At 71.6% G+C, this 26,809-nt stretch carries 26 protein-coding genes; 17 read left to right on the plus strand and 9 right to left on the minus strand.

Translation table 11 applies throughout. The features are described 5' to 3' along the window. Positions 1 to 71: 71 nt before the first annotated feature. The 4 genes from ACZ3II_RS40880 to ACZ3II_RS40895 all read right to left on the minus strand — a co-directional run bounded on the left by ACZ3II_RS40880 (position 72) and on the right by ACZ3II_RS40895 (position 1,952). Positions 72 to 362 carry an Ltp family lipoprotein gene (locus tag ACZ3II_RS40880; RefSeq protein ID WP_465525761.1) on the minus strand — a complete coding sequence of 97 codons (291 nt, stop codon included), beginning with the start codon at positions 360 to 362 and terminating at the stop codon, positions 72 to 74. Beyond that, the gene (locus tag ACZ3II_RS40885; protein ID WP_465525763.1) at positions 359 to 784 is read right to left on the minus strand and encodes a hypothetical protein; all 426 of its coding nucleotides are present in this window, start codon (positions 782 to 784) and stop codon (positions 359 to 361) included. The genes ACZ3II_RS40880 and ACZ3II_RS40885 overlap by 4 nt, the downstream gene beginning before the upstream one ends. Before the next feature lie 281 nt (positions 785 to 1,065). Continuing rightward, entirely contained in the window at positions 1,066 to 1,509 is a 444-nt protein-coding gene (locus ACZ3II_RS40890; protein ID WP_465525765.1) for a hypothetical protein, read from the minus strand. A 95-nt stretch (positions 1,510 to 1,604) separates the two neighbouring features. Next, a complete protein-coding gene (locus tag ACZ3II_RS40895) occupies positions 1,605 to 1,952 on the minus strand; it encodes a DUF952 domain-containing protein (RefSeq protein WP_465525767.1) in 348 nt (115 codons plus the stop codon). 108 nt (positions 1,953 to 2,060) lie between these two features. Here ACZ3II_RS40895 and ACZ3II_RS40900 point away from each other — a divergent pair, with 108 nt between their 5' ends. From ACZ3II_RS40900 to ACZ3II_RS40920, 5 genes are all read left to right on the plus strand, one after another. Beyond that, the gene (locus tag ACZ3II_RS40900; protein WP_465525769.1) at positions 2,061 to 3,893 is read left to right on the plus strand and encodes an Ig-like domain-containing domain; all 1,833 of its coding nucleotides are present in this window, start codon (positions 2,061 to 2,063) and stop codon (positions 3,891 to 3,893) included. 109 nt (positions 3,894 to 4,002) lie between these two features. Continuing rightward, complete coding sequence (locus tag ACZ3II_RS40905) at positions 4,003 to 4,536, plus strand: hypothetical protein (protein WP_465525771.1); 534 nt, start codon at positions 4,003 to 4,005, stop codon at positions 4,534 to 4,536. A 34-nt stretch (positions 4,537 to 4,570) separates the two neighbouring features. Next, a complete protein-coding gene (locus tag ACZ3II_RS40910) occupies positions 4,571 to 5,143 on the plus strand; it encodes an MOSC domain-containing protein (RefSeq protein ID WP_465525773.1) in 573 nt (190 codons plus the stop codon). A 3-nt stretch (positions 5,144 to 5,146) separates the two neighbouring features. Next, positions 5,147 to 8,836, plus strand: a complete 3,690-nt coding sequence (locus ACZ3II_RS40915) for a GTPase (RefSeq protein WP_465525775.1) — start codon at positions 5,147 to 5,149, stop codon at positions 8,834 to 8,836. Next, positions 8,833 to 10,359 (plus strand): GTPase domain-containing protein, encoded by a 1,527-nt coding sequence (locus ACZ3II_RS40920; RefSeq protein ID WP_465525777.1) that lies wholly within the window; start codon positions 8,833 to 8,835, stop codon positions 10,357 to 10,359. The genes ACZ3II_RS40915 and ACZ3II_RS40920 overlap by 4 nt, the downstream gene beginning before the upstream one ends. On the opposite strand, the gene ACZ3II_RS40925 is transcribed toward ACZ3II_RS40920, so the two are convergent. Beyond that, positions 10,360 to 10,884 carry a hypothetical protein gene (locus ACZ3II_RS40925; RefSeq protein WP_465525779.1) on the minus strand — a complete coding sequence of 175 codons (525 nt, stop codon included), beginning with the start codon at positions 10,882 to 10,884 and terminating at the stop codon, positions 10,360 to 10,362. It lies immediately after the preceding gene. A gap of 362 nt (positions 10,885 to 11,246) precedes the next feature. On the opposite strand from ACZ3II_RS40925, the gene ACZ3II_RS40930 reads away from it, so the two are divergent. The 5 genes from ACZ3II_RS40930 to ACZ3II_RS40950 are packed head-to-tail and all read left to right on the plus strand — an operon-like array spanning position 11,247 to position 18,589. Next, on the plus strand, positions 11,247 to 12,320 hold the full coding sequence (locus tag ACZ3II_RS40930) for an ABC transporter substrate-binding protein (RefSeq protein ID WP_465525781.1): 1,074 nt from the start codon (positions 11,247 to 11,249) through the stop codon (positions 12,318 to 12,320). Then, positions 12,320 to 13,837 carry a sugar ABC transporter ATP-binding protein gene (locus ACZ3II_RS40935; RefSeq protein WP_465525783.1) on the plus strand — a complete coding sequence of 506 codons (1,518 nt, stop codon included), beginning with the start codon at positions 12,320 to 12,322 and terminating at the stop codon, positions 13,835 to 13,837. Before ACZ3II_RS40930 ends, ACZ3II_RS40935 begins: the two co-directional genes overlap by 1 nt. Further along, on the plus strand, positions 13,834 to 14,784 hold the full coding sequence (locus tag ACZ3II_RS40940) for an ABC transporter permease (protein WP_465525785.1): 951 nt from the start codon (positions 13,834 to 13,836) through the stop codon (positions 14,782 to 14,784). Before ACZ3II_RS40935 ends, ACZ3II_RS40940 begins: the two co-directional genes overlap by 4 nt. Then, entirely contained in the window at positions 14,781 to 15,782 is a 1,002-nt protein-coding gene (locus ACZ3II_RS40945) for an ABC transporter permease (protein WP_465525787.1), read from the plus strand. The genes ACZ3II_RS40940 and ACZ3II_RS40945 overlap by 4 nt, the downstream gene beginning before the upstream one ends. A gap of 29 nt (positions 15,783 to 15,811) precedes the next feature. Continuing rightward, positions 15,812 to 18,589, plus strand: a complete 2,778-nt coding sequence (locus ACZ3II_RS40950; RefSeq protein WP_465525789.1) for an AbfB domain-containing protein — start codon at positions 15,812 to 15,814, stop codon at positions 18,587 to 18,589. A 43-nt stretch (positions 18,590 to 18,632) separates the two neighbouring features. Here ACZ3II_RS40950 and ACZ3II_RS40955 read toward each other — a convergent pair whose 3' ends face one another. Both ACZ3II_RS40955 and ACZ3II_RS40960 read right to left on the minus strand, forming a co-directional pair. Beyond that, complete coding sequence (locus ACZ3II_RS40955; RefSeq protein WP_465525791.1) at positions 18,633 to 19,238, minus strand: TetR/AcrR family transcriptional regulator; 606 nt, start codon at positions 19,236 to 19,238, stop codon at positions 18,633 to 18,635. Positions 19,239 to 19,657: 419 nt separating this feature from the next. Then, on the minus strand, positions 19,658 to 20,215 hold the full coding sequence (locus ACZ3II_RS40960; protein ID WP_465525793.1) for a TetR/AcrR family transcriptional regulator: 558 nt from the start codon (positions 20,213 to 20,215) through the stop codon (positions 19,658 to 19,660). A gap of 83 nt (positions 20,216 to 20,298) precedes the next feature. Between ACZ3II_RS40960 and ACZ3II_RS40965 the strand changes: the two genes are divergently transcribed. The 4 genes from ACZ3II_RS40965 (at position 20,299) to ACZ3II_RS40980 (ending at position 23,013) form a co-directional block, all read left to right on the plus strand. After that, complete coding sequence (locus ACZ3II_RS40965) at positions 20,299 to 21,501, plus strand: MFS transporter (RefSeq protein WP_465525795.1); 1,203 nt, start codon at positions 20,299 to 20,301, stop codon at positions 21,499 to 21,501. 87 nt (positions 21,502 to 21,588) lie between these two features. Next, positions 21,589 to 21,768, plus strand: a complete 180-nt coding sequence (locus ACZ3II_RS40970) for a hypothetical protein (protein ID WP_465525797.1) — start codon at positions 21,589 to 21,591, stop codon at positions 21,766 to 21,768. Beyond that, complete coding sequence (locus ACZ3II_RS40975; RefSeq protein WP_465525798.1) at positions 21,749 to 22,483, plus strand: GNAT family N-acetyltransferase; 735 nt, start codon at positions 21,749 to 21,751, stop codon at positions 22,481 to 22,483. The genes ACZ3II_RS40970 and ACZ3II_RS40975 overlap by 20 nt, the downstream gene beginning before the upstream one ends. Positions 22,484 to 22,599: 116 nt before the next feature. Beyond that, positions 22,600 to 23,013: an STAS domain-containing protein gene (locus ACZ3II_RS40980; RefSeq protein WP_465525800.1), complete on the plus strand. Its 414-nt coding sequence runs from the start codon at positions 22,600 to 22,602 to the stop codon at positions 23,011 to 23,013. Between the two features lie 199 nt (positions 23,014 to 23,212). On the opposite strand, the gene ACZ3II_RS40985 is transcribed toward ACZ3II_RS40980, so the two are convergent. Beyond that, entirely contained in the window at positions 23,213 to 23,374 is a 162-nt protein-coding gene (locus tag ACZ3II_RS40985; RefSeq protein ID WP_465525802.1) for a hypothetical protein, read from the minus strand. Beyond that, positions 23,371 to 23,670 carry a hypothetical protein gene (locus ACZ3II_RS40990; protein WP_465525804.1) on the minus strand — a complete coding sequence of 100 codons (300 nt, stop codon included), beginning with the start codon at positions 23,668 to 23,670 and terminating at the stop codon, positions 23,371 to 23,373. The genes ACZ3II_RS40985 and ACZ3II_RS40990 overlap by 4 nt, the downstream gene beginning before the upstream one ends. 146 nt (positions 23,671 to 23,816) lie before the next feature. Between ACZ3II_RS40990 and ACZ3II_RS40995 the strand changes: the two genes are divergently transcribed. From ACZ3II_RS40995 to ACZ3II_RS41005, 3 genes are read left to right on the plus strand one after another with little or no spacing between them, the layout of a single operon-like run. Then, on the plus strand, positions 23,817 to 24,503 hold the full coding sequence (locus tag ACZ3II_RS40995) for a response regulator transcription factor (protein ID WP_465525806.1): 687 nt from the start codon (positions 23,817 to 23,819) through the stop codon (positions 24,501 to 24,503). Beyond that, the gene (locus tag ACZ3II_RS41000; protein ID WP_465525808.1) at positions 24,500 to 25,843 is read left to right on the plus strand and encodes a sensor histidine kinase; all 1,344 of its coding nucleotides are present in this window, start codon (positions 24,500 to 24,502) and stop codon (positions 25,841 to 25,843) included. Before ACZ3II_RS40995 ends, ACZ3II_RS41000 begins: the two co-directional genes overlap by 4 nt. Then, complete coding sequence (locus ACZ3II_RS41005) at positions 25,840 to 26,409, plus strand: GerMN domain-containing protein (protein ID WP_465525810.1); 570 nt, start codon at positions 25,840 to 25,842, stop codon at positions 26,407 to 26,409. Before ACZ3II_RS41000 ends, ACZ3II_RS41005 begins: the two co-directional genes overlap by 4 nt. Positions 26,410 to 26,809: the final 400 nt, after the last annotated feature.

The following is a 26,809-nucleotide window of genomic DNA, read 5'->3' on the forward strand; positions in this document are numbered from 1 at the left end:
CGGGTAGTAGCCGATTGCGGCACCAGCTGTGGATGTTGAATGTTGAACATTCACTTCCGGTCGGCGTTGCTCTACAGTCCGGCCTTCTTGGCACCGTAGGCGGCCTGCTTGGCGGTGAAGCCTTCGTACTTCAACTGGTCGATCAGCCCGGACCGGGAGAAGGAGCTGAAGTCCAGGTAGTCTGCAGCCTTCTTGGCAGCCTGCTCGTTCCAATTGGCTTTCTGTGCGTCCACGCCGTAGGTGGCGTCTTTGGCGGAGAATCCCTCGTACTTGAGTTGTTCGATCAGCCCTTTGCGGGAAAAGGCGGAGAACGACAGGTAATCGGCGGCCTTTTCAACGGCGTTCTCCTGGGCGACGGTCAACTGTTCGGTCGGCTGGGGGTCGGCTCAGCTGCGGGTTCGGTGGTGGCGGGTTCGGTGGCTGGTTCGATCGCGGGTTTCCCGGCACCGTTGAGGCTGCCGGAGTATTCGCCGCATAGGGCGGTGTTCCAGAGTGCCGGGTCGTAGGCGCGCTTGCCGCTGGTCACGTCGATGCAGATCTGCAGCTGGTTGATCGCGTCCTGGTTCGACATGCCGGCGGGGGCGGTGGCCGGCGCCGCAGTTGTCGTTGTCGCGGTGGTGGCAGCCGTGGTGGGGCTTGCGGCGGGTGCCGCGTCGTCGTACCCGGTGATGACGGCGATCAGGATCAGCCCGGCGGAGATACCGCCGCCGATCAAGGCGGCCCGTGTGGCGCGGGTCAGCCTCTTCCTGGAGGCGGGGGCGGGGGTGGTCTCGGGTGCAGACATGATCGGTTCTCCTGGCGAGGACTGGTACCGGCGTGGGGCTGAAGTGTCTGCCGTCCGGGCGCCGGTGTCGTTCATGACACACGCGGGGGTCAGGCGTTAAGCGGCAGAGTATGGAAGATCAGCGGGGAACGCCGTGAACAGGCGGATGGCCGGTAGCCGGTCGTCTACGCCCGAGGTCACTGAGGACCAGCCTCTGTAGCCGGCGAGCTGGTGGTCCTGTCAGTGTGCGGCTGCTCGCGGTAGCCGCACACGGGCGGTGAGCCGGCCCGTACAGCCGAGGCTCACCCGGTGACCGGCAGTACCGGTCGTTCGCTGCTCGACGGCGGCGCCTGGCCGCAAGCTTGTCGCATGTCGGCCACTGCGGCACGCCAGGCCGGGTTGCCGTCCTTGGCGCTGCGTCCCATCGCTGCCGAGCTCTCCGCGATCGGCGTGTTGTCGCTGCGTCGCGCCGGCCGTCCGACCGCGTCGGCGAGAAGGAGCCGTCCTGGCGCGTCAGTGGCATGCCGCCAGCCGTTACGAAGCTCCGCACACGCCTCGCGGGCGTGCGAGTCCAGGCCGCTCGTGGTTTCGTCCGGGCTGTGGGCGGCGACCAAGGTCCGCTCGTTGCAGCCTGCCGTCACCGTCATCGGTAGCGCCAGAAGGAGACCGACCACACCGCGACGCCACCGACTGCCAGTCATCATGCCCATGCCGCCGCCATACCCACTGGCCGGGCCGCTGGTCACCGAAGTCACCCGCTGGAGGCGGATCTGCCGCCCCGGTCGTGTCGAGTGGTGCAGAGGGCTGTGAAAGCCCGCCGCCCCGGCCGCTCCCGCAAGCGCTATTCGGGAAGCAGCATCCGGCCGTCGGGGTCGTGGTCGACGGGGATGATCTCGCGGACGGCGGTGGTCGGGAGGGGGCCGTAGATGTGCGGGAACTCGTCGGCGCCCGGCTCGGGGGCCTCGTATTTGAGCGGTACGCCGAGCAGGTCGCTGTCGATGACCAGGACCACCAGGTCGTCCGCGTCGGCGTAGAAGGACTCGGCGACGGCGCGCAGCTGGTGCGGCAGGGAACAGTGGATGAAACCCTGCTCCTCCAGGGAGACGCCGCGGGTCGACGTGCGGTACGAGCCCGACTCGAGGGCGGCCTCCCAGCTCGCGCGTTCGGTGATGTGGAGCAGTTGCGTCATGTCCGGGACGGTATCCGATCGGTGATCGCTCCGGGCCCTCCGGCCTTGAGAAGCGCCCTCCGGAGGCGTAGACAGAGACTGTCCTCGATGGCCGTCAGGGGGTCTCCCATGTGGCGCCGGATTCTGCTCGTGGTTCTCGCCGTGCTGGCCGGGGCGGTGCCGTCCAGCGCCGCCGTCGCCTCCGGTGAACAGGCGGCCGACGGGCTGCTGCCGTTTCCCAGTGACCGGTTCACGGTCGCGGACCCCGGCAGCCCGACCGGGCGCCGGGTGCACTTCCCGCCCGGCGCGCTGCCCGCGAACGTGGCCGGGGCGCCGATCGATCCGGCGGAGTGGAACCGGCAGGACGGGTTCAGCCCGGGCACGCCGATCCTGGCGCACGTGCCCGGTCTCGACCCGGTGGCCAGCGGGATCGCGCCGGTCACCGACATCGGCCGGTCGCTGCGACCGGACGCGCCGATCCTGTTGCTGAACACGCGGACCGGGCAGCGGACACCGTACTGGGCGGAACTCGACGCGCACGCCGCCGCCACACCGGAGCGGCAGCTGCTCATCATCCGGCCGGCGGTGGCGTTGAGCGAGGCCACCCGGTACGCCGTCGTGCTGCGCGGGCTGCGGGACCGTACCGGGCAGAGGATCCCCGCGCCGAAGGCGTGGGCCTTCACCGTCGCGAGCCGGGACGGGCTCACCGGGCGGGTGCTGCGGATGCGCGACGACGCGTTCGCCGGGCTCGGGCGGGCCGCGCCGGCGTTCACCGTCGGGCAGGTCACCGACTACACCGTGGAGCAGGACGCCCGGATCGCCCGTCAGGTGCGCGGCACGGTCACGGTGCCGAGCTATCTGACCGGCACGGGCGGGCCCGGCTCGCGGCTGCACTACGGGGCGGGCGGGGACCTGCCGGTGGCGTCCGGGACGACGTACGCCGCCGATTTCGTCTGCAACATCCCGCGCGGCACGGCCGCGGACCGTCCGGCGCACCTGTCGCTCTACGGGCACGGGCTGCTCGGCGCACCGACCGAGATCAACGCCGGGAACGTCAAACAGATGGCGTACGACCACCGGTTCCTGTTCTGCGCGACCAGCTGGATCGGGCTGTCGGCGGCGGACATCCCGTACGTGACCGGCACCTGGAGTGATCTGAGCAGCTTCCCCGCCGTACCCGATCGGTTGCAGCAGAGCTTTCTGAATTTCCTCTTCCTCGGCCGCGTGATGCTGGCGACCGGCGGGTTCGGGGATCATCCGGCGTTCCAGGACGGGCAGGGGCGCAGCCTGCTCGACCGCCGGGGTGGCCTGTATTACGACGGCAACAGCCAGGGCGGCATCAACGGGGGTGCGCTGACCGCGATCGCGCAGGACTGGACCCGGTCGGTGCTCGGGGTGCCGGCGATGAACTACAGCACCCTGCTGCAGCGCAGCACCGCGTTCGCGCCGTTCCAGCAGCTCCTGGACCGGTCCTACCCGGACAAGGCCGATCAGCAGATCATCTTCGGGCTGCTGCAGATGCTGTGGGACCGCGGGGAGGCCAACGGGTACGCCCAGCACCTGACCGCGCGCCCGCTGCCCGGCACGCCCGCGCACCAGGTGCTGATGCACGTGGCGTTCGGGGACCATCAGGTGTCCCCGGCGGCCGCGCAGGTGCAGGCCCGGACCATCGGCGCGCGCCTGCACCGGCCGGCGCTGGCTCCGGGCTGGTCCGACGAGGTGGTCCCGTTCTGGGGCATCGAACGGATCCGGTCCCACCCGTACCGCGGCTCCGCGATCGTGGTGTGGAACAGCGGCGAGGCGTACGCGCCACCGCCGGTCAACCTGGCTCCCAGCGGACCGGAGTACGGGCCGGACCCGCACGAGTTCCCGCGCGCCCAGCCCGGCGCCCAGCAGCAGAAGGCGGCGTTCCTGCTCACCGGCCGGGTGATCGACGTCTGCGGTGGCGGCCCCTGCCCGTGATCCGGTCGCACCTTTCGGGGGGCGTTCGGTCAGACGCCTGCCTCGCTGCGCCGCCGCGGCTACGGTGATCCGATGCCCTACGTCGTGATCAAGAAGGAGTACTGATCCGGTGTTCTCCCTCGGCCTGAGCCTGGCCTCACTGGTCGCCGGCCTGATGACCGTCCCGGCGCCCAGCCGGCCCGCCGCGTTGTGGCTCACCCCGGCGGCGGTCGGCGGCATCCCCGTCGGCGGTTCGGCCCGCGCCGCGGAACGCATGCTGCGCCGGACGCTGGGCGCGCCGAACCGGGTGTGGGCCGGCAAGGGCTGCGAGTTCGACCCGGCGGCGGGGCCACGCCGTACCCTCACCTGGGGTTCCCTCACCGTGAGCCTGGAACCGGCCGCCGGCGCGGGACGGCTCGTCGGCTGGACCGTCGGCGAGGGCCGGATCCCGCCGCGCGTGCGCCTGCCGCACGGCGTCACCACGGCGACCACCGTCGTCGCGGCGCGGCGGGCGATCCCCAGGGCCACGGTGGACTGGGACGCGGTGTTCCAGAAGTACTGGATCACCACGGCGGCCGAGCCGTCGATGCGGTGGGCCGGCGACCACCAGGACGGCTCCGGCCGGGTCACGTACATCACCAACGCCTTCGAGCCCTGCGAATAGACAGTGCTTGCGTGCGTCCAGCACGATCACGTTCGTGGATGACACCATCGCCGTCAGGCATCGCTCGCTGGACGAGATCATGGACGGGCTGCACGTCGTGCGGCAGGCCCCGAAGGGGGCCGGCACCCTGGAGCTGGCCGTGCGCCGGCCCACCCCCGGCACCCGGGAGGTGCTGGCCGAAGCCGTCCTGGACCGGGAGGCCGGCCTGGTCGGCGACAGCTGGAGCACCCGGCCCAGCTCCCGGACGCCGGACCGGAGCCCGCACCCGGACATGCAGCTCAACGTGATCAACGCGCGGTTCACCGAGCTGATCGCCGGACCGGACCGGGACGCCTGGGCGCTCGCCGGTGACCAGCTCTACGTCGACCTCGACATCAGCTTCGACGCGCTGCCGGCCGGTTCCCGACTGGCCATCGGCGACCACGCGGTGATCGAGGTGACCGAGCAACCGCACACCGGCTGCGCCAAGTTCGCCACCCGGTTCGGCCGGGACGCCCACAAGCTGGTCTGGACCGACGAGGCGAAGGAGCTGCGGCTGCGCGGCCTCAACGCCCGCGTGATCATGGGAGGTACGATCGCCCCCGGCGATGCCATCCGGAGGCTGTGAGACGTGACGACAGATGCGGTGTCGCTCGAGGAGGCCGTGCGCGCGGCAGTCGAGCACGGACGGGCGGAACTGACCCTTCTGGACGCGATCACGGCCGAGCTGGCCGGCGTCTTCGAGGACGAGCCGGACGAGGCCGTCCGGCGGTTCCCCGGCGATCTGCGGCGGCACCTCGAGCGGGAGCGGGAGTCGCTCGGCCGGTTCAACATCGCGTTCTTCGGGCGGACCGGGGTCGGCAAGAGCACCCTGCTGTCCACGTTCGGCCGCCTCGACGGGGAGTACGTATCGCCCGGCGACAACGACTGGACCACCGAGGTGCGCCCGATCGAGTGGCGTGACTGCCGGCTCTACGACACCCCGGGGATCAACGGCTGGGGGCGGACCGAGAGCCGTGCCGGCCTGGAGGCCAAGGCCCGCCGGGCGGTCGAGATCGCCGACGTGGTGCTGCTGTGCTTCGACACCCAGGCGCAGCAGGAGATGGAGTTCGCGAAGATCGCCGCCTGGATCCGGGAGCACGGGAAACCGGTGGTGGCGGTGCTCAACGTCCGCAACCCGATGTGGCGGCACCCGGCCCGGGTCGCTCCGGCGCTGCGCCGCAACCTGGCCGAACCGGTGCGCCAGCACGCCGGCAACATCAGCGCGCAGCTCGCCCGGATCGGCCTGCCCGGCACGCCGGTCGTCGCGATCCACAGCCAGCGGGCGCTGTTCGCGCGCGCCGCGACCCCGTTCCACGGGCCGGACCCGCTGCAGAAGGGGTTCCACCGGCAGCGGGAGCAGTTCGGCGTCGAGTACCTGGACCGGTGGTCGAACTTCGGGACCCTGGAACGGCTGATCGTCAACGCGATCGCCGAAGGGGGCGCGGATCTGCGGCTGGCGGCGCTGCGGGAGGACCTGCGCTCCCGGTGCCGGCGGGGGATCGCGGAGCTGGGGGAGCGGGCGGCCGGGCTGGAACAGGACGCGGAGGCGCGGGAACGCGAGGCGGAGTCGTTGTTCGCGCTGCTCGGGTACCCGGAGGGTGACGAACGTACCGAACTGGTCGAGGTGTCGGAGCAGGCGCGGGATCGCCCGTACACCGCACCTGTCACAGGCGCCCTGGACCGCTTCGCCCGTCACCTCGCCGCATCGCATCTCGCCGGAGCCCGCCGGCAGGCGAAAGCCGCCGTCGACGAGTTGATCCGGACGGCGTTCGACGAGCAGCGCACCATCGACCAGGAGACGTTCACCGCGACCGTGTTCGATCCGGACGCCGTGGCCGCCGCCGTCGCGTCGGTGTGGGCGGACCGCCGGGCGTTCCTGCAGCGTGAGCTCGCGATCGCGGTGGATCAGGGGGCCGCCGGCGGGAGCCTGGCGGTGTCGCACGCCGCGACCATCCTCGGTGGCGAGGGCGCCGGTGTGGCCGGTGACGTGGTCCGCGGCTCCGGCATCGTGGTCGGCCTGGGCGCCCTGGCGGTGCCCGCGGTGGCGGCGCTGCTGTCGAACCCGATCGGCTGGGTGATCGCCGCGACCGCCGCCGGCGTCGGGATCGCCGGTCAGATCCAGCAGCACTTCGGCAAGAAGATCACCGACAAGAAGTCCGAACAGGCCCGGAAGGCGCGGGCCCAGGCCATCGCGGACGGGCACCGCGCGGTCGATCAGACCTTCGACGAGGCCGAGGACGCGCTGATCCGGGACAGCCGGGCCGCCGCGTGGACGCTGCTCGGGCCCGCGGTCGCCGAGTCGCTGCGCGCCGCCGTCGACAGCCGGGCGGCTCACCGGCGGACCCTGCGGCTGATCGACGGGGTGCGGGCCTCCGCCGCGGCGATCAGCCCCGCGCCCGCGATCACCGGCGTCATGGACCGGGCCCGGCACCGGACCGGAGAGCTGCTGGGCGAGGACTGGCTGGAGACCGCCGCCGATCACCAGCCGGCGCCGGTCGACCCGGCGGTGCGGGAGGCGTACGCGGCCTTCCAGCAACAGGACCGCGACCGGCTGGCCCGGGTGCTCGCCGGGGCCTGGGACACGTCAGGCATCCCCGGCTGGCGTGCCCGCCTGGAGGACGCCGCCCGCCACGACCCGGCCCTGCGGGACATCGTGGGCACCTTCCGGCGGGTCGCCGGGGCCCGGCCGGCGCTCGCCGTGCTCGGTGACTACAACTCCGGCAAATCGTCGCTGATCCGCCGGATCCTGGTGGACGCCGACCGGCAAACCCCGGGTGTGTTGATTTCGGGCGCGATGGACGGCCGAAATCACCACACGGGACCGTGGGCGTTCGACATCCGGGCGGCGCCCGCGACCACCGCCGCGAACCGCTACGAGCTGCCTCACCTCGACCTCGTGGACACCCCGGGCCTGCAGAGCGGCGAGGCCGGGCACGACGCCGCCGCGCTGGCGGCGATCGCCGAGGCGGCCCTGGTCCTCGTCGTCGTCAACGTCAACCTGCTGGTCGGCGACACGACGGCCCTGGAGGACCTGGCCCGCCGCCCGGCGACGCTGTTCCTGATCAACCGGTGCGACGAACTGGGCGTGGACCCGTTCACGGAACCGGAGGCCTTCCGCAACCTGCAGCACCGCAAGCGCGAGGAGCTGCGGGCCGCCCTCGCCACCCGGTCCGCCGACATCGGCCTCGACCGGATCCACTGCCTGGCCGGTGACCCGTTCGGCCAGGTCGGCGCGGCGACGTCGGCGGGAGCGGCCGGTTTCGACGAGAACCGGCTGTGGGACGGCGTGGCCGCCCTCACCGGGACCCTGGCCGGGCTCTCCGGCGAGCAGCTGACGGACGCGGCCACGTCGGCCGCCTTCGGCGCGGCGGTCACCGCCCTCGAACGCCACCGGGACGCCCTCGTTCAGGAGCACCGCGACGGTACGCGGGAACTGCACCGCGGCGAACCGGTGATCGATACCCTTCGGGACGCGGTGAAGGATGCCGTGCTGATCGACGGCATCCTGCGCGAGGACGCCCACCGCCTGGTGGACCGGCACGTGGTCGCCGCCAAGGCCGCCGTCGCCGAACTCGACCGCAGGAACGCCCGGAAACTCGAGGACCTGGTCGGGTCCTGGTGGAAGACCCCGCAGTTCGAGGCCGACCTGGAACGCTACCTCGCCGACGCTGCCCGCCGGCTCGACGACTGGCACGGCGACCACCTGTCGGCGATCGGCCGGGAGATGCGCGCCGCCGACTTCCAGGTGACGCCCGCGTTCGCCGCCGAGTTCACCGCGCACGGCGCCACCTGGCGGGAGAACCTGACGCAGAACGCCGGCAACGTCGCCGGGGCCGCCGCGTCGCTGGCGAAGGCCCTCGGCAACCGGGACGCGGTCTACGCGATCGGCAAGCAGCTCGGCCACAACTTCAAACCGTGGGGCGCGGTGAAGGGCGGCGCCACCGTCGCCAGGGCGAGCATCGTGCTCGGGGCGGTCGCCGCCGCCGTGGACGTCGCGTCGATGGTCGGTGACATCCGCAAGGCCGGCAAGCACGAGGACCAGCAGAAGGCGGCGGCGCGGGAGATCGACGAGGCGGCCGCCGGGATCGCCGCCCAGATCCTGCAGGGCGAGCAGGGCGACGGGCCCGCCGGATACCTCGCCCGGCTGACCCGGGAGCTCGAGGCGCTGCTCGGCGAACACCTCGAACGGGCCGCGTCGATCACGGCGCGGATGGACGTGGCAGCGGCGCGGGCCGAGGTGGCGGCCGCCCTGATCGGCACATCGGAAGGGAAGCAATGACCGTCGACATCGATGCCGTCCGGGACTGGCTGGGACGGCTGCCCGGCGGCTCCCTGGCCGGCCGGCACACCGCCGCGTGGGACGCGTTCGCGCGGCACGAGCGGCCGGTGGTGACCCTGTTCGGCTCCTACGACACCGGCAAGAGCTCGCTGCTGCGCCGGCTGCTGGCCGACGCGGGCGCCGAGGTCCCCGGCTGGCTCACCATCAGCGCCCGCCACGAGACCTTCGAGGTCGGCGAGGTGGACCTGTTCGGCTGCACGATCCGTGACACACCCGGATTCGCCGTCGGCGCCACCGACATCCGGGCCCGCAACAACACCGCCCGGGCGATGACGGCGGTCGCGCTCACCGACCTCGGGGTCGTCGTGCTGCCGCCGCAACTGGCCACCGCCGAACACGGCGAGCTGCGCAGACTCCTCGACCGCGGCTGGCCGCTGGGCGCGCTGTGGTTCGTCGTCTCCCGGTTCGACGAGGCCGGGGTCAACCCCGAGGACGACCCTGAGGGGTACGCGGAACTCGCCGCCCACAAGGTCCGTGAGCTGCGCGACCAGTTCCGGCTCGACGACCGTACCCCGGTTTTCGTGGTCTCCCAGGACCCGTTCCAGCTCGCCGGACCGGCCACCGGGCTCGGCCGGGAGACCTGGGACCCGTTCCGTGACTGGGACGGTATCCAGGCTCTGACCGGCGCCCTCGCCGCGGTCGCCCCGTCCGGCCTGCCCGGGTGGCGGCAGGCGGCCGCGCACCGCTACTGGACGACGGTCCTCGACGAGACCGTCACCGAACTGCGCGCCCAGCTGGCCGAGTACACCGAACGGGCCGCGGTCGCCGCCACCGGCGCCGCCCGCCGTGCCTCGTGGGAGACCGAACTCGACACCCTCGACCGGGCCGCCCGCGCCGGCCTCGACGGTCTCGTCGACGACGCGATGCGGCGGTCCGATGATTCGCCGGCGGAGATCCAGCGTGCGCTCGACGAGTGGTTCCGTAAGCACGAGGCCCGTCTGCAGCGGCTGCGGCAGGCGATCCGCAAGACCGGGGAACAGGATCGGGCCCGGCCCGACTGGTCCGGCTTCGCCGCCATGGTCACCACCCTGGAGTCCGAGCCGGCCGAGCCCGGCGCTGTCGCCGACCACCTCGACACGGTCGGAGCGCTGCTGATCGGCGCGCTGAAGGTCGCCACCGAGACCGGCACGAAGAAGACCGCCGCGACCTGGGGACGGCATCTCGGCACCGCCGAGGCCTTCCTGCCGGTCGCCGTCCACCTGGCCCGGCTCGTCGACCGGCACCGCGCCGACAGCGCCCATCGCAGCGCCGGCCGGGCCGCCGCCGACCAGCGGCAACAGCTCGTCGACGAGTGCACCGGCCGGGCCCGCGACGCCTGGCAGCCGTTCGTCGACGACATCCGCGCCGAGATCCACGCCGCCACCGCCGACCAGGCCGGCCTCGACAAGACCCTGCACGACCTGGTCGACGAACTACGCCGGGCCGTCACCGAAGGCGAGACCCTGCGGGGATCGGGCGGCTGATCACTCCAGGCAGTGCTTGTTGGTGCGGGAGGTGACGGAGAAGGTCAGCGCGACGTTGAAGGCCGCGCCGGCGCACCAATAGGCCGACTGTTTCCAGCGCAGTTTCTTCGCGATTTTGTCGCACGCGATGCTGGCCCCGGCATCCTTGACCAGATCCCAGAACGCCATGTCCTGATTCGCCTCGTTGATGATCTTCACCGCGTGCCGTGAGTAATAGCTCGAACAGGACACGATGCCGCAGTTGTTCTTGAACCAGGGCTTCGGTTTCGGCGGCTCACAACCCATGTGGAGCGCCACCGCGTAGTCCTGTTTCTCCTGCTCCGAGGCGTCGTCGCCCGGCTTCGGAGGGCATGGTGACAGCACGGCGGCGGATGCTGGGCTCGCCGCGACGGCGACTCCCGGAATGCTGATCAGCGCTATGCCGGCCATCGCCATGATGCGAGAGATTCGATTCCGGCGCATGAATTCCTGCCGGCCTTTCCGGCTGTTTCCAGGCCCCGGTAACGCTACCGCCGCGCCGGTCACGCTTGCGTGTGGAGTTCGGGCGCGCATAGCGGCCGAACTCCACACACGAGGAATCTTCGCGAGCCCTGCGGAAGGCTGCCGCCAGGGGGGTGGCCGCTGGAAGACAGGGTGGAGCGGCCGAGGTCGATGTTCGGGTGCGTTCGGTTGCGTCCGGGTGGGGGTCCGCGCGGATGTGAACGTGCTCAGGGTGTGGGGCTCAGTTTTCTTCAGATTCCTGTTTGCGCAGCTCAGGCGATCAGGAACATGTTCGTTTCAGTTAGGTTTCTTCGCAAGTCCTTGACAGAAAAAGTTCGACAGTGGATGAATGTGTGAACCGCGTCCTCTGCGGTTCGTCCTCATCGAACAGTCAAGGAGTGCCCCTTATGCGTGTTCGAACCCACCGGTGGCCCGTGTTCCTCGGCGCCGTCGTCGTCCTGGCCGGCATGGGCGCCTGCGCCAAGTCCGAGGACGGCGGCGCGACCACGTCCGCGGCCGGCCCGGCGCCGTCGCAGGTGGTGCAGCCGGCCGCCCCGGGCGCGGCGACGTGCACCCGCGAGCAGTTCGGCGGCGAAGAGGTGGATCTCACGACGGCGAAGGTCGGGTTCTCCCAGTCGGAGAAGGAGGCGAACCCGTTCCGGATCGCCGAGACCCAGTCGATCAAGGATGAGGCGGCCCGGCTGGGCATCACCCAGTTGACGACGGCGAACGCGAACTCCCAGTTCAACAAACAGATCAGCGACGTCGAGCAGATGATCGACTCCGGGGTGCAGCTGCTGGTGATCGCGCCGTTGAACTCCGACGGCTGGGACTCGGTGTTCGCCAAGGCGTCGGCCAAGAAGATCCCGATCATCACGATCGACCGGAAGATCAACGCGACGGCCTGCAAGGACTACCTGAGCTTCATCGGCTCCGACTTCGCCGAGCAGGGCAAGCGGGCCGCCGACGAGATGGCGAAGGCGCTCGGCAACAAGGGCGAGGTGGCGATCCTGCTGGGCGCGCCCGGCAACAACGTGACCACGTTGCGTACCTCCGGGTTCAAGGACCAGATCGCGAAGATCGCCCCCGAGATCAAGGTGACCTTCGAGCAGACCGGCAACTTCTCCCGCGAGGAGGGCCAGAAGGTCACCGAGCAGCTGCTGCAGTCGAACCCGAACATCAACGGGATCTACGGCGAGAACGACGAGATGGCCCTCGGCGCGGTGACCGCGCTCAAGGGCGCCGGCAAGAAGGCCGGCGACGTGAAGATCGTGTCGATCGACGGCACCAAGGGCGCGGTCCAGGGGATCGTCGACGGCTGGATCTCCGCGGTGATCGAGTCGAACCCGCGGTTCGGCCCGCTCGCCTTCCAGACCGCCACGGACTTCTTCGGCGGCAAGCCGGTCGGCCAGGACATCATCATCTCGGACCGGGCGTACGACAGCGGCAACGCCACATCGGACATCGGCAGCGCCTACTGATGGCTCTGCTCGACGTCACCGAGGTGACCAAGACCTTCCCGGGCGTACGCGCCCTGGACGGGGTGTCGTTCTCCCTGCGGGCCGGCGAGGTGCACGCGCTCGTCGGGGAGAACGGCGCCGGCAAGTCGACATTGATCAAAGTGCTGACCGGTGTGTACCGGCCGGACGGTGGCGAGGTGCGGTACCAGGGGGAGCCGGTCTCGTTCGGCACCCCGATGGACGCCCAGCGGGCCGGGATCTCCACGATCTACCAGGAGGTCAACCTCGTACCGCTGATGAGCGTGGCGCAGAACCTGTTCCTCGGCCGTGAGCCGCGCAACCGCCTCGGCATCATCGACCGCCGCCGGATGGAACGTGAGGCCCGCACGATCCTCGCCGAGTACGGGGTGACCGCCGGCGTCCGCCGCCCGCTCGGCACGCTCCCGCTCGGCGCCCAGCAGATGGTCGCCCTGGCCCGGGCCGTCATGGTCGACGCCAAGGTGGTCATCATGGACGAGCCGACGTCCTCGCTGGAACCGCGTGAGGTGCGGACCCTGTTCGCGGTGATCCGCAAGCTGCACGAGCGCGGGATCGGCATCGTCTACGTCTCGCACCGGATGGACGAGCTCTACGAGATCTGCGACGCCGTCACCATTCTGCGCGACGGCAAGCTCGTGCACACCGGGCGCCTCGCCGACCTGGAACGCATCGAGCTGGTCGCGATGATGCTCGGCCGGGAGATGTCACGGGTGCGCCGGCAGGGCTACACCGGTTTCGCCGGGAGCCACGCCACCGACGACGACACCGCCCCGGTCCTCCAGGTCTCCGGCCTGACCAGCCGCAACCGGCTGCACGACATCACCTTCGCGGTGCGTCCCGGCGAGGTCGTCGGCCTCGGCGGGCTGCTCGGCGCCGGCCGCAGCGAGACCGTCAAGGCGATCGCCGGCGCGTACCCGGTGGACGGCGGCACCGTCGAGGTGGACGGGACCGCGCTGCCCAGGCCGAACCCGGTCCGCGCCGTCCGGGCCGGCATCGCGGTACAGCCGGAGGACCGCAAGGCCGAGGGCATCGTCGCCGGCCTGTCGGTGCGCGACAACATCGCCCTCGCGATCCTGCCGCGGATGTCGCGCTTCGGCGTGGTCTCGGACGCGCGGATCGACGCGGTGGTCGCCGAGTACATGCGGCGGCTACGGATCAAGGCGTCCGGCCCGGACCAGCGCGTCGGTGACCTGTCCGGCGGCAACCAGCAGAAGGTGCTCCTCGCCCGGCTGCTCGCCACCGGCCCGCGGGTGCTGCTGCTGGACGAGCCGACCCGCGGCATCGACGTCGGCGCCAAGGCCGAGGTGCAGAACCTGATCGACGAGCTGGCGGGGGAGGGGCTCGGCGTCGTGCTGGTCTCGTCCGACGCGGAGGAGCTGGTGGAAGGCTCCGACCGGGTCGTGGTCCTGCGCGACGGCACTGTCGTCGCCCACCTCACCGGCGACCGGGTGACCACCGAGGACCTGATGGCGAGCATCGCCGCGGAGGCCGGCTCATGACCACCCTCACCGCCACCTCGACCCCCGGGATCAAAAACCTTTCCCGGTACGGGGTGTACGCCGCGATCGTGGCCCTGATCGCCTACAACGCCGCCTTCACCCCGTACTTCCTGACCATGAGCAACCTGCGGATCCAGCTCATCCAGGTCGCCCCGATCGTGATCGTCGCGCTCGGCATGGCCCTGGTCATCGGCACCGAGGGCATCGACCTGTCGGTCGGCTCGGTGATGGCGCTGACCGCCGCGCTGGTCCCGCTCTACCTCGGCTACGGGGTGCTCGCCGCGGTCGCCGCCGGCCTGGCCGCCGGCGTCGTGGTCGGGCTGGTCAACGGCTTCCTGGTGGCCCGGGTCGGCCTGCAGCCGATCGTCGCCACCCTGGCCGTGTTCGTCGGTGGCCGCGGCCTGGCCGTGGTGATCTCGGACGGGCAGCTCAAGGACGTCCGCAACCCGGACTTCCTCGCCCTGGGCTCCGGCGACCTGGTCGGCGTACCGGTGCTGGTCTGGATCGCCGCCCTGGCCACCGGCGTCGTCGCGTTCCTGGTGCGGCGGACCGTCCTCGGCCGCCGGCTGCTCGCGATCGGCGGCAACCGGGCCGCCGCCGAACTGGCCGGCCTGCCGGTGCGCCGGGTGCTGATCACCGTGTACGTGGTGTGCGCGGTGCTCGCCGCGATCGCCGGCCTGGTGTCGGTGGCCCGGATCCAGTCCAGTGACGCCTCCTCGATCGGCCTGCTCATCGAACTGTCCGCGATCACCGCCGTGGTCGTCGGCGGCACCCCGCTCACCGGCGGGCGGGTGCAGGTGCTCGGCACGGTGGCCGGCGCCCTGCTGATGCAGCTGGTCATCGCCACCATGATCAAACACGACCTGGGCCCGTCGACGGCCGAGATGGTGCAGGCCGTCATCATCCTCGTCGCCGTCTACGTCGCCCGTGAGAGGAAGACGCGATGACGACGGCCACCGCCGTCCCGGCCGTGGACCGTGCCGGCCGCGCGGACCACACCGACCGGATCGCCGGGCTCGTGCAGCGGCAGGGCGCCCCCGCCGTACTGATCATGGTCGTGCTCGTCGCCCTGGCGGTGTTCCCGGATTTCCGCAGCCTGGACAATGCCGGGACGATCCTGGTCGCGGCGGCGCCACCGATGCTGATCGCGCTCGGCATGACCTTCGTGATCATCACGGGTGGCATCGACCTGTCGGTCGGCTCGCTGTACGTGCTCGGCGGGGTCCTCGCCGCCTGGGCCTCGCAGTACGGCTTCCTCGCCGCGGTAGGTGTCCCGCTGCTGGTGTGCGGGCTGATCGGGGTGCTCAACGGGGTGCTGATCGCGTACACCCGGATGGCCCCGTTCATCGTCACGCTGGCCGCGCTGCTCGGCGCACGCGGCCTGATGCGGGCGATCAGCGACGAGGGGTCGACCACCTACCTGGTACGCGACGACACGTTCGGCAGGCTCGGCACCGGCTCGCTGCTCGGCGTCGGCTACCCGGTGTGGCCGGCGGTGATCCTGGTGCTGCTCGGCATGCTGGTGCTGGCCCGGACCCGATTCGGGCAGTCGGTGTACGCGGTCGGCGGCAGCGAGGACGCCGCGGCGCTCATGGGCATCGCGGTCCGCCGTACGAAAATCGGGGTCTATGTCCTGTCGGGGTTGCTCGCCGGACTGGCCGGCGCCGTCAACGCCGCGAAGCTCGGATCCGGCGTCACCGTCCTGGGCTCCGGCATGGAACTGGACGCGATCGCCGCCGTCGTCATCGGCGGAACCCTGCTGACCGGCGGTGCGGGCACGATCGCCGGCACCGTCGCCGGGGTGCTGCTGCTCGGCGTCATCCAGAACATGATCAACCAGGTCGGCGACCTGAACAGCAACTGGCAACAGGTGATCAGCGGCGCGTTCCTGGCCCTCGTCGTCGTGGCGCAGACCCTCCTCAACCGCTTGCGCCGCGTGCACTGACCGTCCCCTCACCCTTGGAAAGGAGCACGATGCGCCACCGCATCACGCACCTGCTGTCGGTGCTGGCACTGGCAGCGGGTGGGCTCGTCGCCACCGCCGCCCCGGCAGCGGCCGTCACCCCGAAGACGCCGCCGCTCACCACCCCCTGGACCAGCCAGGTCTCCACCACCAACCCGCTGCCCGAATATCCCCGCCCGCAGATGACCCGGCCGGACTGGCAGTCGCTCAACGGCGAATGGCAGTTCCTCAACCCGTCCGTCACCGACCGCAACGCCGCCCCGCCGCTCGGGCAGACCCTGCCGGAGCGGATCCTCGTGCCGTACCCGGTGGAGTCCGCCCTCTCCGGGATCATGCGCAACGACGACCGGGACCTGATGTTCTACCGGCGCACCTTCACCGTCCCGCAGAACTGGGCCGGGCGGCGGGTGCAACTGCACTTCGGAGCGGTCGACTACGAGGCCACCGTCTGGGTCAACGGCACCCAGGTCACCACGCACCGGGGCGGCTACGACAGGTTCGAGGTGGACGTCACGCCGCAGCTCAACGGCGGGACGAACGAGATCGTGGTACGGGTTTACGACCCGACCGACGGCCGTGGCGAGAAGCAGCCGGTGGGCAAGCAGACGAACAATCCGTCCGGCATCTTCTATACGCCCAGCTCGGGTATCTGGCAGACGGTCTGGTTGGAGCCGACGCCGGTCTCGTCGATCTACTCGGTCGACATTTATCCGAATATTTCGGACAAGACGGTGAGGGTGCGGGTGTTCACCCGAGGTGGGGTGGGTGGGCACAGCGTGTTCGCCGAATCGCTCGCCGGGAGCACCGTGGTGGGCAGCGCGACCGGTGGCTTCACCGAGTTCACCGTCCCCGTACCCAACGCCCGTCTGTGGTCGCCCGACGACCCGTACCTCTACCACCTGCGGGTTTCGCTGCGTAACGGCGCCGGCGCCACCGTCGATCAGGTGACCAGCTACTTCGGCATGCGCGAGGTCGGCACCAAACTGGTCAACGGGGTGCTGCGGCCGACCCTCAACGGCGAGTTCGTCTTCCAGGCCGGCACCCTCGACCAGGGCTTCTGGCCGGACGGCGTCTACACCGCGCCGACCGACGCGGCGCTCGCCTTCGACCTGCAGAAACACAAGGACCTGGGCTTCAACATGGTCCGCAAGCACATCAAGGTCGAACCCGCCCGCTGGTACCACCACGCCGACCGGCTCGGGCTGCTGGTCTGGCAGGACGTCCCGTCCACCACGGCCTCCGACTCCTCCCGGACGCCGGCGCAGATCGCCCAGTTCGAGACCGAGGCGCGGGAGATCATCGACGAGCACCGGGCGTTCCCGTCGGTCGTCACGTACGTGCCGTTCAACGAGGGCTGGGGTGAGTGGAACCTCGCCGACACCCAGCGGATCACCCGGGACCTGAAGAACTACGACCCGACGCGCCTGGTCGACGCGCACTCCGGCTACAACTGCTGCGCCTCCAAGGGGGACCCGGGCACCGGCGACATCATCGACTGGCACGTCTACACCGGCCCGGACGCGCCCCTGCCGTCGGCGACCCGCGTGTCGGTGCTCGGCGAGTTCGGCGGCATCGGCCTTCGCACGCCCGGCCACGAGTACAGCCCCAACGGGCAGTTCTTCGCCTACGAGCAGGTCGCCTCTTCGGCGCAGCTCAACGACCGGTACACCGGCATGGTGCGGGACGTGCGGCAACTGATGACGGTCAAAGGCCTTTCGGCGTACGTGTACACCGAGATCACCGACGTCGAAGGGGAGTACAACGGCCTCCTGACGTACGACCGCCGGATCCAGAAAGTGGACACGAACCTGGTGCGGGCCGCCCACACCGATCTGATCCGGGCGTCCCGCAACCAGAACGCCGCCGTGCCGCTCGTCCTCGGGCACGTGCGGTCCTTCCAGGTCACCACCCCCGGCTACACCGACCGGCACCTGCGGCACGCGAACTCGGTGGGCCGAACCGACGTGATCAGTGGCGACGGGGCGCGGCAGGACGCGTCCTTCCGTACCGTCGCGGGATTGTCGAACCCGCGCTGCTACTCGTTCGAATCGGTCAACCTTCCGGGCCGCTACCTGCGGCACGCCGACAGCCTGGTCCGCGTCGACGGTGACACCGGCGGCACGTTCGCGGCCGACGCCACCTGGTGCGCCCGGCCGGGCCTCGCCGCCGGCGGCATCTCCCTGGAAGCCGCCAACCAGCCCGGAAAGTATCTGCGGCACGCCAACTCCCTCGCCCGCATCGACGGTGACACCGGCGGCAGCTTCGCGGCCGACGCCACCTGGAACGTGTCCGCGCCGGCGCTGTGGCGCAGCTCGGTGCAACTGCCCGTCGACGCGCGGCGGTCGCTGCAGGTGACCACGTGGGGATACACCGACCGGTACCTGCGGCACGCCGGCGGCCTCGGCTCCACCGAAGTCGTCAACAGTGGCAGCAGCGCGCTGCTCAAACAGGACGCGACGTTCACCGTACGGCGTGGGCTCGGCGAGTCGTCCTGCTACTCGCTCGAATCGGTCAACTATCCGGGCCAGTACCTGCGGCACGCCGACAGCCGGATCCGGCTCGCGGGCAACGACGGGTCGGCGCTGTTCGCGGCCGACGCCACGTTCTGCGCCCGGCCCGGACTGTCCGGAACCGGGGTGACCCTGGAATCACTGAACATCCCGGGCAGCTTCCTGCGGCACTTCGACTCCCAGGCGTACATCGCCTCCGGCAGCGCCGGCTCCGGGTTCGGCCGCCCGCAGACCCTGACCGCCGACAGCACCTGGAACCTGGCCGCCCCCTGGGCCTGACCCGTCAGCGTGTGTTGAGTCCGGCCGGCGTACGCGCCCGGACTCAACACACGCGAAGCATCCCCGTCGCGATCGACGTCAGATGCTCGGCCAACGGGCCCGGCGGGTCGGTCATCCCGCCGGTCACCCACGCGGTCACCACCTCGCTGAGCCCGGCGACCAGGGCCAGCGTGGTCCGCTCCAGCCACTGCTCGTCGTGCGGGCCCAGCAGCGGCCGGACCATCGCGCCGAACATCCGCGCCTCCTCCCGCGACAGGCCGCGGCGGGGCGCGTTCAGGTAGACCGCCCGGGCCCGCTCCGGATCCTCCAGCAACGTGGTGACCAGCGCGGACAGCACCGGCCGCAGGAACGCCGCGACGTCGGCCGGATGCTCCGGGACCGCCGCCGCGAGCCGGCGCAGCAGCCAGTCGTTCTGCTCCTTCTGCACGGCGGCCAGCAGATCGGCCCGGTCGGCGAAGTGATCGTAGAAGTAGCGCTTCGACACCTTCGCCCGCGCGCACACGTCGGCGACGGTGACGTCCTCGTAGTCCAGCGTGGCGAACAGCCGCACGGCAGCCGCGACGAGCCGGTCCCGTCGCTCGGACTCCCGCTCCCGGCGGGTCTGCCCGCCGTAGAGATCCCCGCGACCGGCCACCGTTGCCTGTTCCACGCCCATCCTCCAGTGTTATCGCTAACACAATAGAGCCGCCGCCTGTGGAACTCCTGTGCCGGCCGGTTCTCCCCGCTGTCACCACCCCCTAACCAAGATCCGTTGCCCGGCCGTCGTCCAGGCGGGTGGTGGGTGGGCAGTGGCCGGGTTGGGCGACGGCTCGGGCCGCCGGCCGTCGCCCAGGCGGGTTTCCGGGGGTCGGTGGCCGGGGTGGGCGACGGCTGGGGTTGTGGGCCGTCGTTGGGGCGGGTTTTGGGAGGCCGGAGGCCGGGGTGGGCGACGGCTGGGGTCGTCGGCCGTCGTTGGGGCGGGTTTTGGGAGGCCGGAAGCGGGGTTGGGCGACGGCTGGGGGGAGGGGGCCGTCGTTCAGGTGGGTTTTGGGGTGATGGAGAGCGGGTTGGGCGACGGCTGAGCGGGGGTCAGGGGAGGGCGTGAGCGACGGCGGTGATCGTGGTGTGGACCAGGGTGCGGTCCAGGGGCTCGTGCTCCCACGCCTGGTGCATCGGCCAGCCCTCGATCAGGGCGTCGATGGCGCGGCAGGCGCGGGCGGAGAAGTGCCGGGACAGCGTCGTCCGGCTGCGGCCCAGCCACTGCCGGCACGTCTCGGCGACCGCTTCGTTGTGGTTGGCGTAGGCGTACATCTCATGCAGCAGGGTCAGTTCGCGCGGGGTGGCGTACTGGTCGCCGCAGATCAGGTCGGTGACGGCGGCGCAGGCGGCCTGCTGGTCGGCGGCCGCGGTCAGGGCCGCGCTGTACCGCTCCGACATCGAGTCGGCGAGCTGCTGGAACGCCTGCTCGACGATGGTGTCGAGGCTGTCGAAGTGGTAGGTGAGCGAGCCCAGCGGCAGTTCCGCGGCGGCGGCGATGCGGCGGTGCGTGGTGCGGTGCACGCCCTGCTCGGCGATGACGGTGAGGGCGGCCTCGAGGATGCGCTGTTTGCGGAGCGGGTCGTTGGCGACCCGCCGGGATCCGCCCATGTGATCCTCCTCGCCCGCCGGTCCGCGCCCATTCTAGGGAAGCCGAAAAGTGTGTACGTTCGTACGCACTTAGGGAGGCCTCCATGGATCACGCCACCGCGCGCCGCCGCCAGGCGCTCTTCGCGCTGTTCTTCCTGCCCGGGCTGGGCATCGCGTCGTGGGTGACGCGCACCCCCGGCATCCGCGACCTGCTCGGCGCGTCCACCGCCGAGATGGGTCTCGTCCTGTTCGGCCTGTCCGCCGGTTCGATGATCGGCATCCTCAGCTCCGGCGCGGTGGTGACCCGGTTCGGCACCCGGCCGGTCGTCGCCACCGGCATCCTGGCGACCGCGCTCAGCACCCCGCTGATCGGGCTCGGCGCCGCGGTGTCGAGCAGTCCGCTGGTGGCGGCCGGGCTGTTCCTGTTCGGCCTGGGCATGGGCGGCGGTGAGGTGGCGATGAACATCGAGGGCGCCGACGTCGAACGGGTCATCGGCCGTGCCGTGCTGCCCACCATGCACGGCTTCTTCAGCCTCGGCACGGTCGCCGGCGCGGCGATCGGCATGATCCTGACCGCTGTGGCGTTCCCGGTGCCCTGGCACCTGGCCGTCGTCGGCCTGATCAGCGCCCCGGTGGCGGTGGCCGCCACCCGGTACCTGCCGGCCGGCCTGGGCCGGACACCGCGCGGCGCCCGGTCCGTGAGCGCCGAGACCCCGTCCCGGCCGGTGTGGCGGGAACCGGTGCTGCTGCTCATCGGCGTGATCGTGCTCGCCATGGCGCTCGCCGAGGGCGCGGCCAACGACTGGCTGCCCCTGATCATGGTCGACGGTCACGGTTTCGCGCCCGCGATGGGTTCCGCGGTGTACGTGGCCTTCGCCGCCGCCATGACGATCGGCCGGTTCGGTGGCGGCTGGTTCCTGAACCGGTTCGGGCGGGCCGCCGTCCTCGGCGCCAGCGCTGTCATCGGCGCGGCCGGCGTGGCCCTGGTCGTCGCCGTCGACAACCAGATCGTCGCCGGAGCGGCGGTGCTGTTGTGGGGTCTCGGGGCGGCCCTCGGGTTCCCGGTCGCGCTGTCCGCGGCGGGCGACTCCGGCGACGACCCGACGGCCCGGGTCTCCCTGGTGGCGACGGTCGGTTACATCGCCTTCCTGGTCGGCCCGCCGGCCCTCGGTTTCCTCGGCGAGCACTACGGCCTGCGTGCCGCGATGATCGTCGTCCTGGCGCTGCTGGCCTGCGCGGCCCTGATGTCGGTGGCGTTCGGCCGGGTCAGCGGCCGCCGGTCCGGGGAACCGGCCGCCGCCCGGTAGGGCTCGGTGGACGAACGCGCCCGCGGCTGCCTCCCGGCAGTGGAAATGCGGGTGCGACGGGTCGACGGTTGTGCGCAGACTCCAGCGGTGACCCCTCGTGACGACGACCTGATCGCGCTGCGCCGGGAGATCCACCGGAACCCCGAAGCGTCCGGCGAGGAACGGGAGACGGCCGGTCTGGTCGCCGGGCAGCTGCCTCGAGATGTCGACGGTCAGCACCTCGCGGACGGGTGCGATGATCAGCGCCGTGATCACGTCCTTCGATGACGCGCCCCGGCGGCAGGCGCGCAATTCCGCCGCGTTCTGGGCCGCGACCGGCCGGGCCCGTGGGCACCGGGTCGTCAGCCGCCGTGGCTATCTCGCCGTCGCCGGTGACGAGCGGGCCGGGCTGCGCGTCCTGATCCAGGAACCCGATCTCGGCGCCGGGGAGATCGCCGAGATCACCGATCTGGTTCGGCAGGCCGTGGGGCCGGTCGACGCCGAGGACCCGTTCAGCGCCACCGACCTGGATCACCTGGGGCTGCGGTCCTGGCAGATGCCGGTGATGCTGCGTCCGCCCGGCACGGTCGCCGAACCGGCGGCCGACGTGGTCCGGGTCCGTGACGAGGACGATCTGTGGGCGGCCGAACGGGCGGTGATCGAGGCGTTCGGGCTGACCCGGTTCGAGCCGCACCGGCCCGGTGAGCTGTTCCCGCCGGCGCTGCTGGACGAGCCGGGCGTGGACGTGTTCGTGGCCCGGATCGGCGGTGTGCCGGCCGGCGCGTGTGTCAGCGTCGTGCACGACGGGTTCGGCAGTCACTACTGGGTCGCCACGACGGCGGCGTTCCGTTCCCGTGGCGTGGGCCGTGCCGTCATGCTGGGCTCCCTCGCCCCGCTGGCCGGCCTGCCCGTCACCCTCACCGCGTCCCGGCTGGGGCGGCCGCTCTACGAGTCTCTCGGCTTCACCGCCGCGACCCCCGCCACCTGGTGGGCCTCCCGCTGACGACGGCGCGCGTCCAAGGCTCGTCACACATTCGTCATGGACGTGTAGGAAGACCGTAGTCCGGTCATGTTAAGCCTGATCCACAGGGTCGGCGCAAAACATGGTGAGGAGTGATCATGCGGGTCGTTCCGGACATCGGCGAGCACGACGGCGGCAGGAGCGAGAGGGACGGTACGGGCCACACCCGGATCATGGTGCACGCCATGACCGGGGCCTCGGTGGTCCGGGTGATCGGCGATGTCGACCTGGCGGTGGCGGCCGGGCTGCGGGAGTCGCTCGACACGGCGCTCGCGGGGTGCCCGTGGGTCATCGTCGACCTGCGGCAGGTGGGCGCGGTCGACTCGGTGGGGCTGGGGGTCCTGATCGCGGCCCGGCAGGCGGCCCGCCGTCAGGGCGGTGACCTGCTGCTGGCGGAGGCGTCGCCGTTCTTCGTGTCGGTGCTGCACGCGAGCCGTCTCGGCGCGGTGTTCACCACGTTCGACACGGTGCCGCAGGCGATCACCCGGGCGTTGAGCCCGCGGGCGGCTTGATCGGATCCGGCTGGTTCTCCGGGCTGTCTCGGCACGGGTGAGACAGCCCTGAGAACCAGCCGGGGGTTGACCTGTGCCCGGCGGTCTGTCACGAGAACGACATGAATCCGCAGAACGTCTGCCATGCCCGGTGGGCACGGTAGGGGCCAGGACAACCGGCCCGGAGGCGACGAGTGACAGCAGTACCCGGCCCGGGAGGTCAGACGCTGTCCCTGGTCTGCGACTCCTGCGGTACGGCGATCACCGACATCGACTGCCCGCCCGACTCCTGGGCGGTCCTCTGGGCGGTGGTCAGCCGGGCCGGCTGGACCGGGGCGCCGTCGCCGATCGGGCCGCACCGCTGTCCCCGTTGCGGCGTCACGGGCCGCTCCGGCCCCGCTCCCGGCCCGGGGTGACCGGACGACGGTCGGCGGTCATCGCCACGATCGTGACGCCGGCGGCCGCGAACAGGACCTGCAGCACCAGTTCCAGGGACGTGGGGCCGGGGCGGTCGCTGTTCGCCATCCGGACCACGACGGTGGCCAGCAGGGCGGCGGCGACCCCGGCCGCCGGCGGCAGCCACCACGGCACGGCCCGCCCGCGGCAGGCCACCATCCGGCCGGCGAGGCCGATGACGGCGCCGAGGGTCACGGCGGTGATCAGGCTCTGCCCGGTCATGGCGACCTCCTCGGCGTGCGGGACGCTGGTCAGACTGCCCGGTGCGGTCTGCGGATGTCCGGCGTACCTGTGACAATCGCGTGACAAACGGCTCAGGAGCCGCTCGCGCCCGATCGCTGCCGGGAGCGCCGGAGAATCATGGGGACATGAGTGCCGTACTGCTGATCGAGGACGACGACCGGATCCGCCTGTCGCTGACCATGGCCCTGGAGGACGAGGGCTACACGGCGTACGCGGTGGCCACCGCCGAGGAGGGCCTGGCCGCGCAGCGCCGGCACCGGGCCGACACGGTGCTCGTCGACCTGATGCTGCCCGGCATGGACGGCTACGAGTGCATCCGGCGGCTGCGGCGCGACGACGACGTGCCGATCGTGGTGGTCAGCGCCCGCGACGACACCCATGACGTGGTGGCCGCGCTGGAGGCGGGCGCCGACGACTACGTGATCAAGCCGGTGAAGGTGAAGGAGCTGGCGGCCCGGCTGCGGGCGTTGCGACGCCGGGCCCGGGCGGCGGCGCAACCGGCGACCCCCACCACGTCGGTGCTGGCCTTCGGGGATCTGGAGGTGCGCCCGGAGGCGGGGGAGGTACGGCTGCGCGGCGAACCGGTGGCTGTCACCCGTACCGAATTCCGGCTGTTGTGCGAACTCGCCGACCATCCGGGCCTCGTGCTGTCGCGCCAGCAGCTGCTGCAGCGGGTGTGGGGCCACGAGTTCGGCGACGAGCGGGTGGTGGACGTGCACGTCGGCCGGCTGCGGCAGAAGATCGAGGAGGACACCGGCAGCCCGCGGCACCTGGTGACGGTCCGCGGCCTGGGTTACAAGCTGCAGCCGTGAGACCGATCGGCCTGCGGGCCCGGGTCAGTGCCGCGTTCGCCCTCGGCGCGCTGATCCTGTCCGCGTGCGTGAGCCTGGTGTCGTACGAGTCGACCCGCAACACCCTGCTCGCCGAGCGGGAACGGACCGCCGTGCGGGCCACCTACTACGACGCCGCGGTGGTCGACGCCGGCATCGCCCGGACCGTCCCGGACGTCCTCGACGTGCTGCGGTCCCTCGACACCGGTTCGGACCGTTACGTGCTGCTGTACCTGGCGGGCCGGTGGCACTCGCGCAGCGCCGGCCCGGCCGCCGACACCGCCGTGCCGGCCGGCCTGCACGCGATGACCACCGCCGGGGCGGCGGGAGCCCAGCGCATCCGCCGGGACGGGCAGCCGGCGCTGATCGTGGGCGTGCCGTTGAGCGGGTCGGCGGTCTTCTACGAGATCATCTCGCTGAGCGAGCTGGAACGTACCCTGCAGACTTTGGCCCTGGTCCTGACCGCCGTCGCCATCATGGTCGCCGCCGCCGGCGCCGCCGTCGGCTGGTACGTCACCCGCCACGCGCTGCGCCCGCTTACCACGGTCGCCGAGGCGGCCCGCGGCATCGCCGGCGGCGACCTGACCACCCGCCTCGACCCGGACACCGAACCCGACCTGGCGCCACTGTCCGCCGCGTTCAACGACATGGCCGACCAGCTCGTACGCCGTCTGGAACGGGACCGCCGGTTCGCCGCCGACGTCAGTCACGAACTGCGGTCGCCGTTGCAGACCCTGGAGGCCGCGGCCAGCGTGCTCGACCGCCGCCGGGACCGCCTCGACGACCGGTCCGGCGCCGCGGTCAGCCTGGTCACGGCCGAGATCGCCCGCTTCCAGGCGCTGGTCAACGATCTCCTGGAACTGGCCCGCACCGACCAGCCGGCGCATCGGGAGGCGGTGGACGTACCGAAGCTCGCGCAGCGGGTCTGCCGTTCCCGTGACCTGCCCGCGGATCTCGTCGAGGTGGTTCCGGGCACGCCGGAGACCTGGTCGGTGGACCGGCGGCGGGTCGAGCAGGCGCTCGGCAACCTGATCGACAACGCGATCCGGTACGGCGGCGGGCCGGTCGCCGTCCGGGTCGGCCCCGGCTTCCTGGAGGTCGACGACGGTGGTCCGGGTGTGGCGGAGAAGAACCGGGCGACCATCTTCGACCGGTTCGTCCGCGGCCCGGCCGCCCATGCCCGCGGCGACGGCGACGGCACCGGCCTCGGACTGGCCATCGTCGCCGGGCACGCCGCCGCACACGGTGGTGGCGCGACCGTCGGGGAGCGGCCCGGCGGCGGCGCGCGGTTCCGCTTCACCCTTCCGGGAAGTCAGACATGAGTGTCGTACGCCGCCTCGCCGCCCTTCTCGCCCTCCTGCTGCCGCTGGCCGCCTGCGGGGTGCCCGCGCAGGACGAGCCGCACCCGGTGACGCTGCCGCGCCGGGCGCTGAACAGCGCCCCGTCGGCCTCCGTCACCGAACCCGGCGGCGCGGTCGCCCAGGTGCTGTGCCTGATCCGCGACACCCGGATCGTGCGGACCGTACGCCGCGCCGGCGCCGCCCTCGACCCGCAACGCCAGCTCGACCTGCTGGTCGCCGGGCCGCTCCCGGCCGAGCAGGTGCGGGGCCTGTCGACGGCGCTGGCCGCCACCGCGCTGACCGTGACCCGGCCCCGCGGCGGGGCCACGGCCACCGTCGCGATCAGTGAGGCCGGCGAGGGGACGGGGCGCAGTGACGAGGTGCTCGCGTACGGGCAGATCGTCTGCACCCTGACCGCCCGCCCCGACATCGCGGCCGTCACGTTCCAGCGCGACGGCAGCCCGCTGAGGGTCCCGCGCGGCGACGGCACCCTGACCGGTGATCCGCTGAGCGCCGCCGACTACCGCTCCCTGATCGAACCCTCCTGACAGGTCCACCGGGTCGAGGCCGATCCCGGTGAACGCGAGGTGATGGTGCGGGTCCCCGTCGTACGCCGCCGCGAGCCGGCGCTCCGGATGGTCCATCGTGAAGTCGGTGTTGCGTTGGCGGTGTCGATCGGGGTCACGATGCGGCGGGAGGCACGCGGTCACCGAGGGAGTGTTCGGTGCGTCATCGGAGCCACCTGTCGGCCACCCGGCACCAGCAGCCATTGATGTCCGGAGCCGGGCTGGCAGACAATGCGCTGGAGACACCGCGGCGTACGGTCCGTAGCCCTGCACCGTTCTCGCCCGCGGGTACTTGTCGGATGCGATGCCGCCGACATCACCCATGATCCAATCAGGATGTCAGCGCTCACCACATCCCCCAGGAACGGGCCGTACCACATCC

Source organism: Actinoplanes sp. NPDC019969 (assembly GCF_055562375.1).

Bases quoted from the DNA above. Each gene is read 5' to 3' on its own strand.
- ACZ3II_RS40990 (WP_465525804.1), bottom strand. From the start codon at position 23,670: ATGACCGGGCAGAGCCTGATCACCGCCGTGACCCTCGGCGCCGTCATC.
- ACZ3II_RS40895 (WP_465525767.1), bottom strand. From the start codon at position 1,952: ATGACGCAACTGCTCCACATCACCGAACGCGCGAGCTGGGAGGCCGCC.
- ACZ3II_RS40965 (WP_465525795.1), top strand. From the start codon at position 20,299: ATGGATCACGCCACCGCGCGCCGCCGCCAGGCGCTCTTCGCGCTGTTC.
- ACZ3II_RS40995 (WP_465525806.1), top strand. From the start codon at position 23,817: ATGAGTGCCGTACTGCTGATCGAGGACGACGACCGGATCCGCCTGTCG.
- ACZ3II_RS40960 (WP_465525793.1), bottom strand. From the start codon at position 20,215: ATGGGCGGATCCCGGCGGGTCGCCAACGACCCGCTCCGCAAACAGCGC.
- ACZ3II_RS40885 (WP_465525763.1), bottom strand. From the start codon at position 784: ATGTCTGCACCCGAGACCACCCCCGCCCCCGCCTCCAGGAAGAGGCTG.
- ACZ3II_RS40945 (WP_465525787.1), top strand. From the start codon at position 14,781: ATGACGACGGCCACCGCCGTCCCGGCCGTGGACCGTGCCGGCCGCGCG.
- ACZ3II_RS41005 (WP_465525810.1), top strand. From the start codon at position 25,840: ATGAGTGTCGTACGCCGCCTCGCCGCCCTTCTCGCCCTCCTGCTGCCG.
- ACZ3II_RS40930 (WP_465525781.1), top strand. From the start codon at position 11,247: ATGCGTGTTCGAACCCACCGGTGGCCCGTGTTCCTCGGCGCCGTCGTC.
- ACZ3II_RS40920 (WP_465525777.1), top strand. From the start codon at position 8,833: ATGACCGTCGACATCGATGCCGTCCGGGACTGGCTGGGACGGCTGCCC.
- ACZ3II_RS40950 (WP_465525789.1), top strand. From the start codon at position 15,812: ATGCGCCACCGCATCACGCACCTGCTGTCGGTGCTGGCACTGGCAGCG.
- ACZ3II_RS40900 (WP_465525769.1), top strand. From the start codon at position 2,061: ATGTGGCGCCGGATTCTGCTCGTGGTTCTCGCCGTGCTGGCCGGGGCG.
- ACZ3II_RS40935 (WP_465525783.1), top strand. From the start codon at position 12,320: ATGGCTCTGCTCGACGTCACCGAGGTGACCAAGACCTTCCCGGGCGTA.
- ACZ3II_RS40980 (WP_465525800.1), top strand. From the start codon at position 22,600: ATGCGGGTCGTTCCGGACATCGGCGAGCACGACGGCGGCAGGAGCGAG.
- ACZ3II_RS40940 (WP_465525785.1), top strand. From the start codon at position 13,834: ATGACCACCCTCACCGCCACCTCGACCCCCGGGATCAAAAACCTTTCC.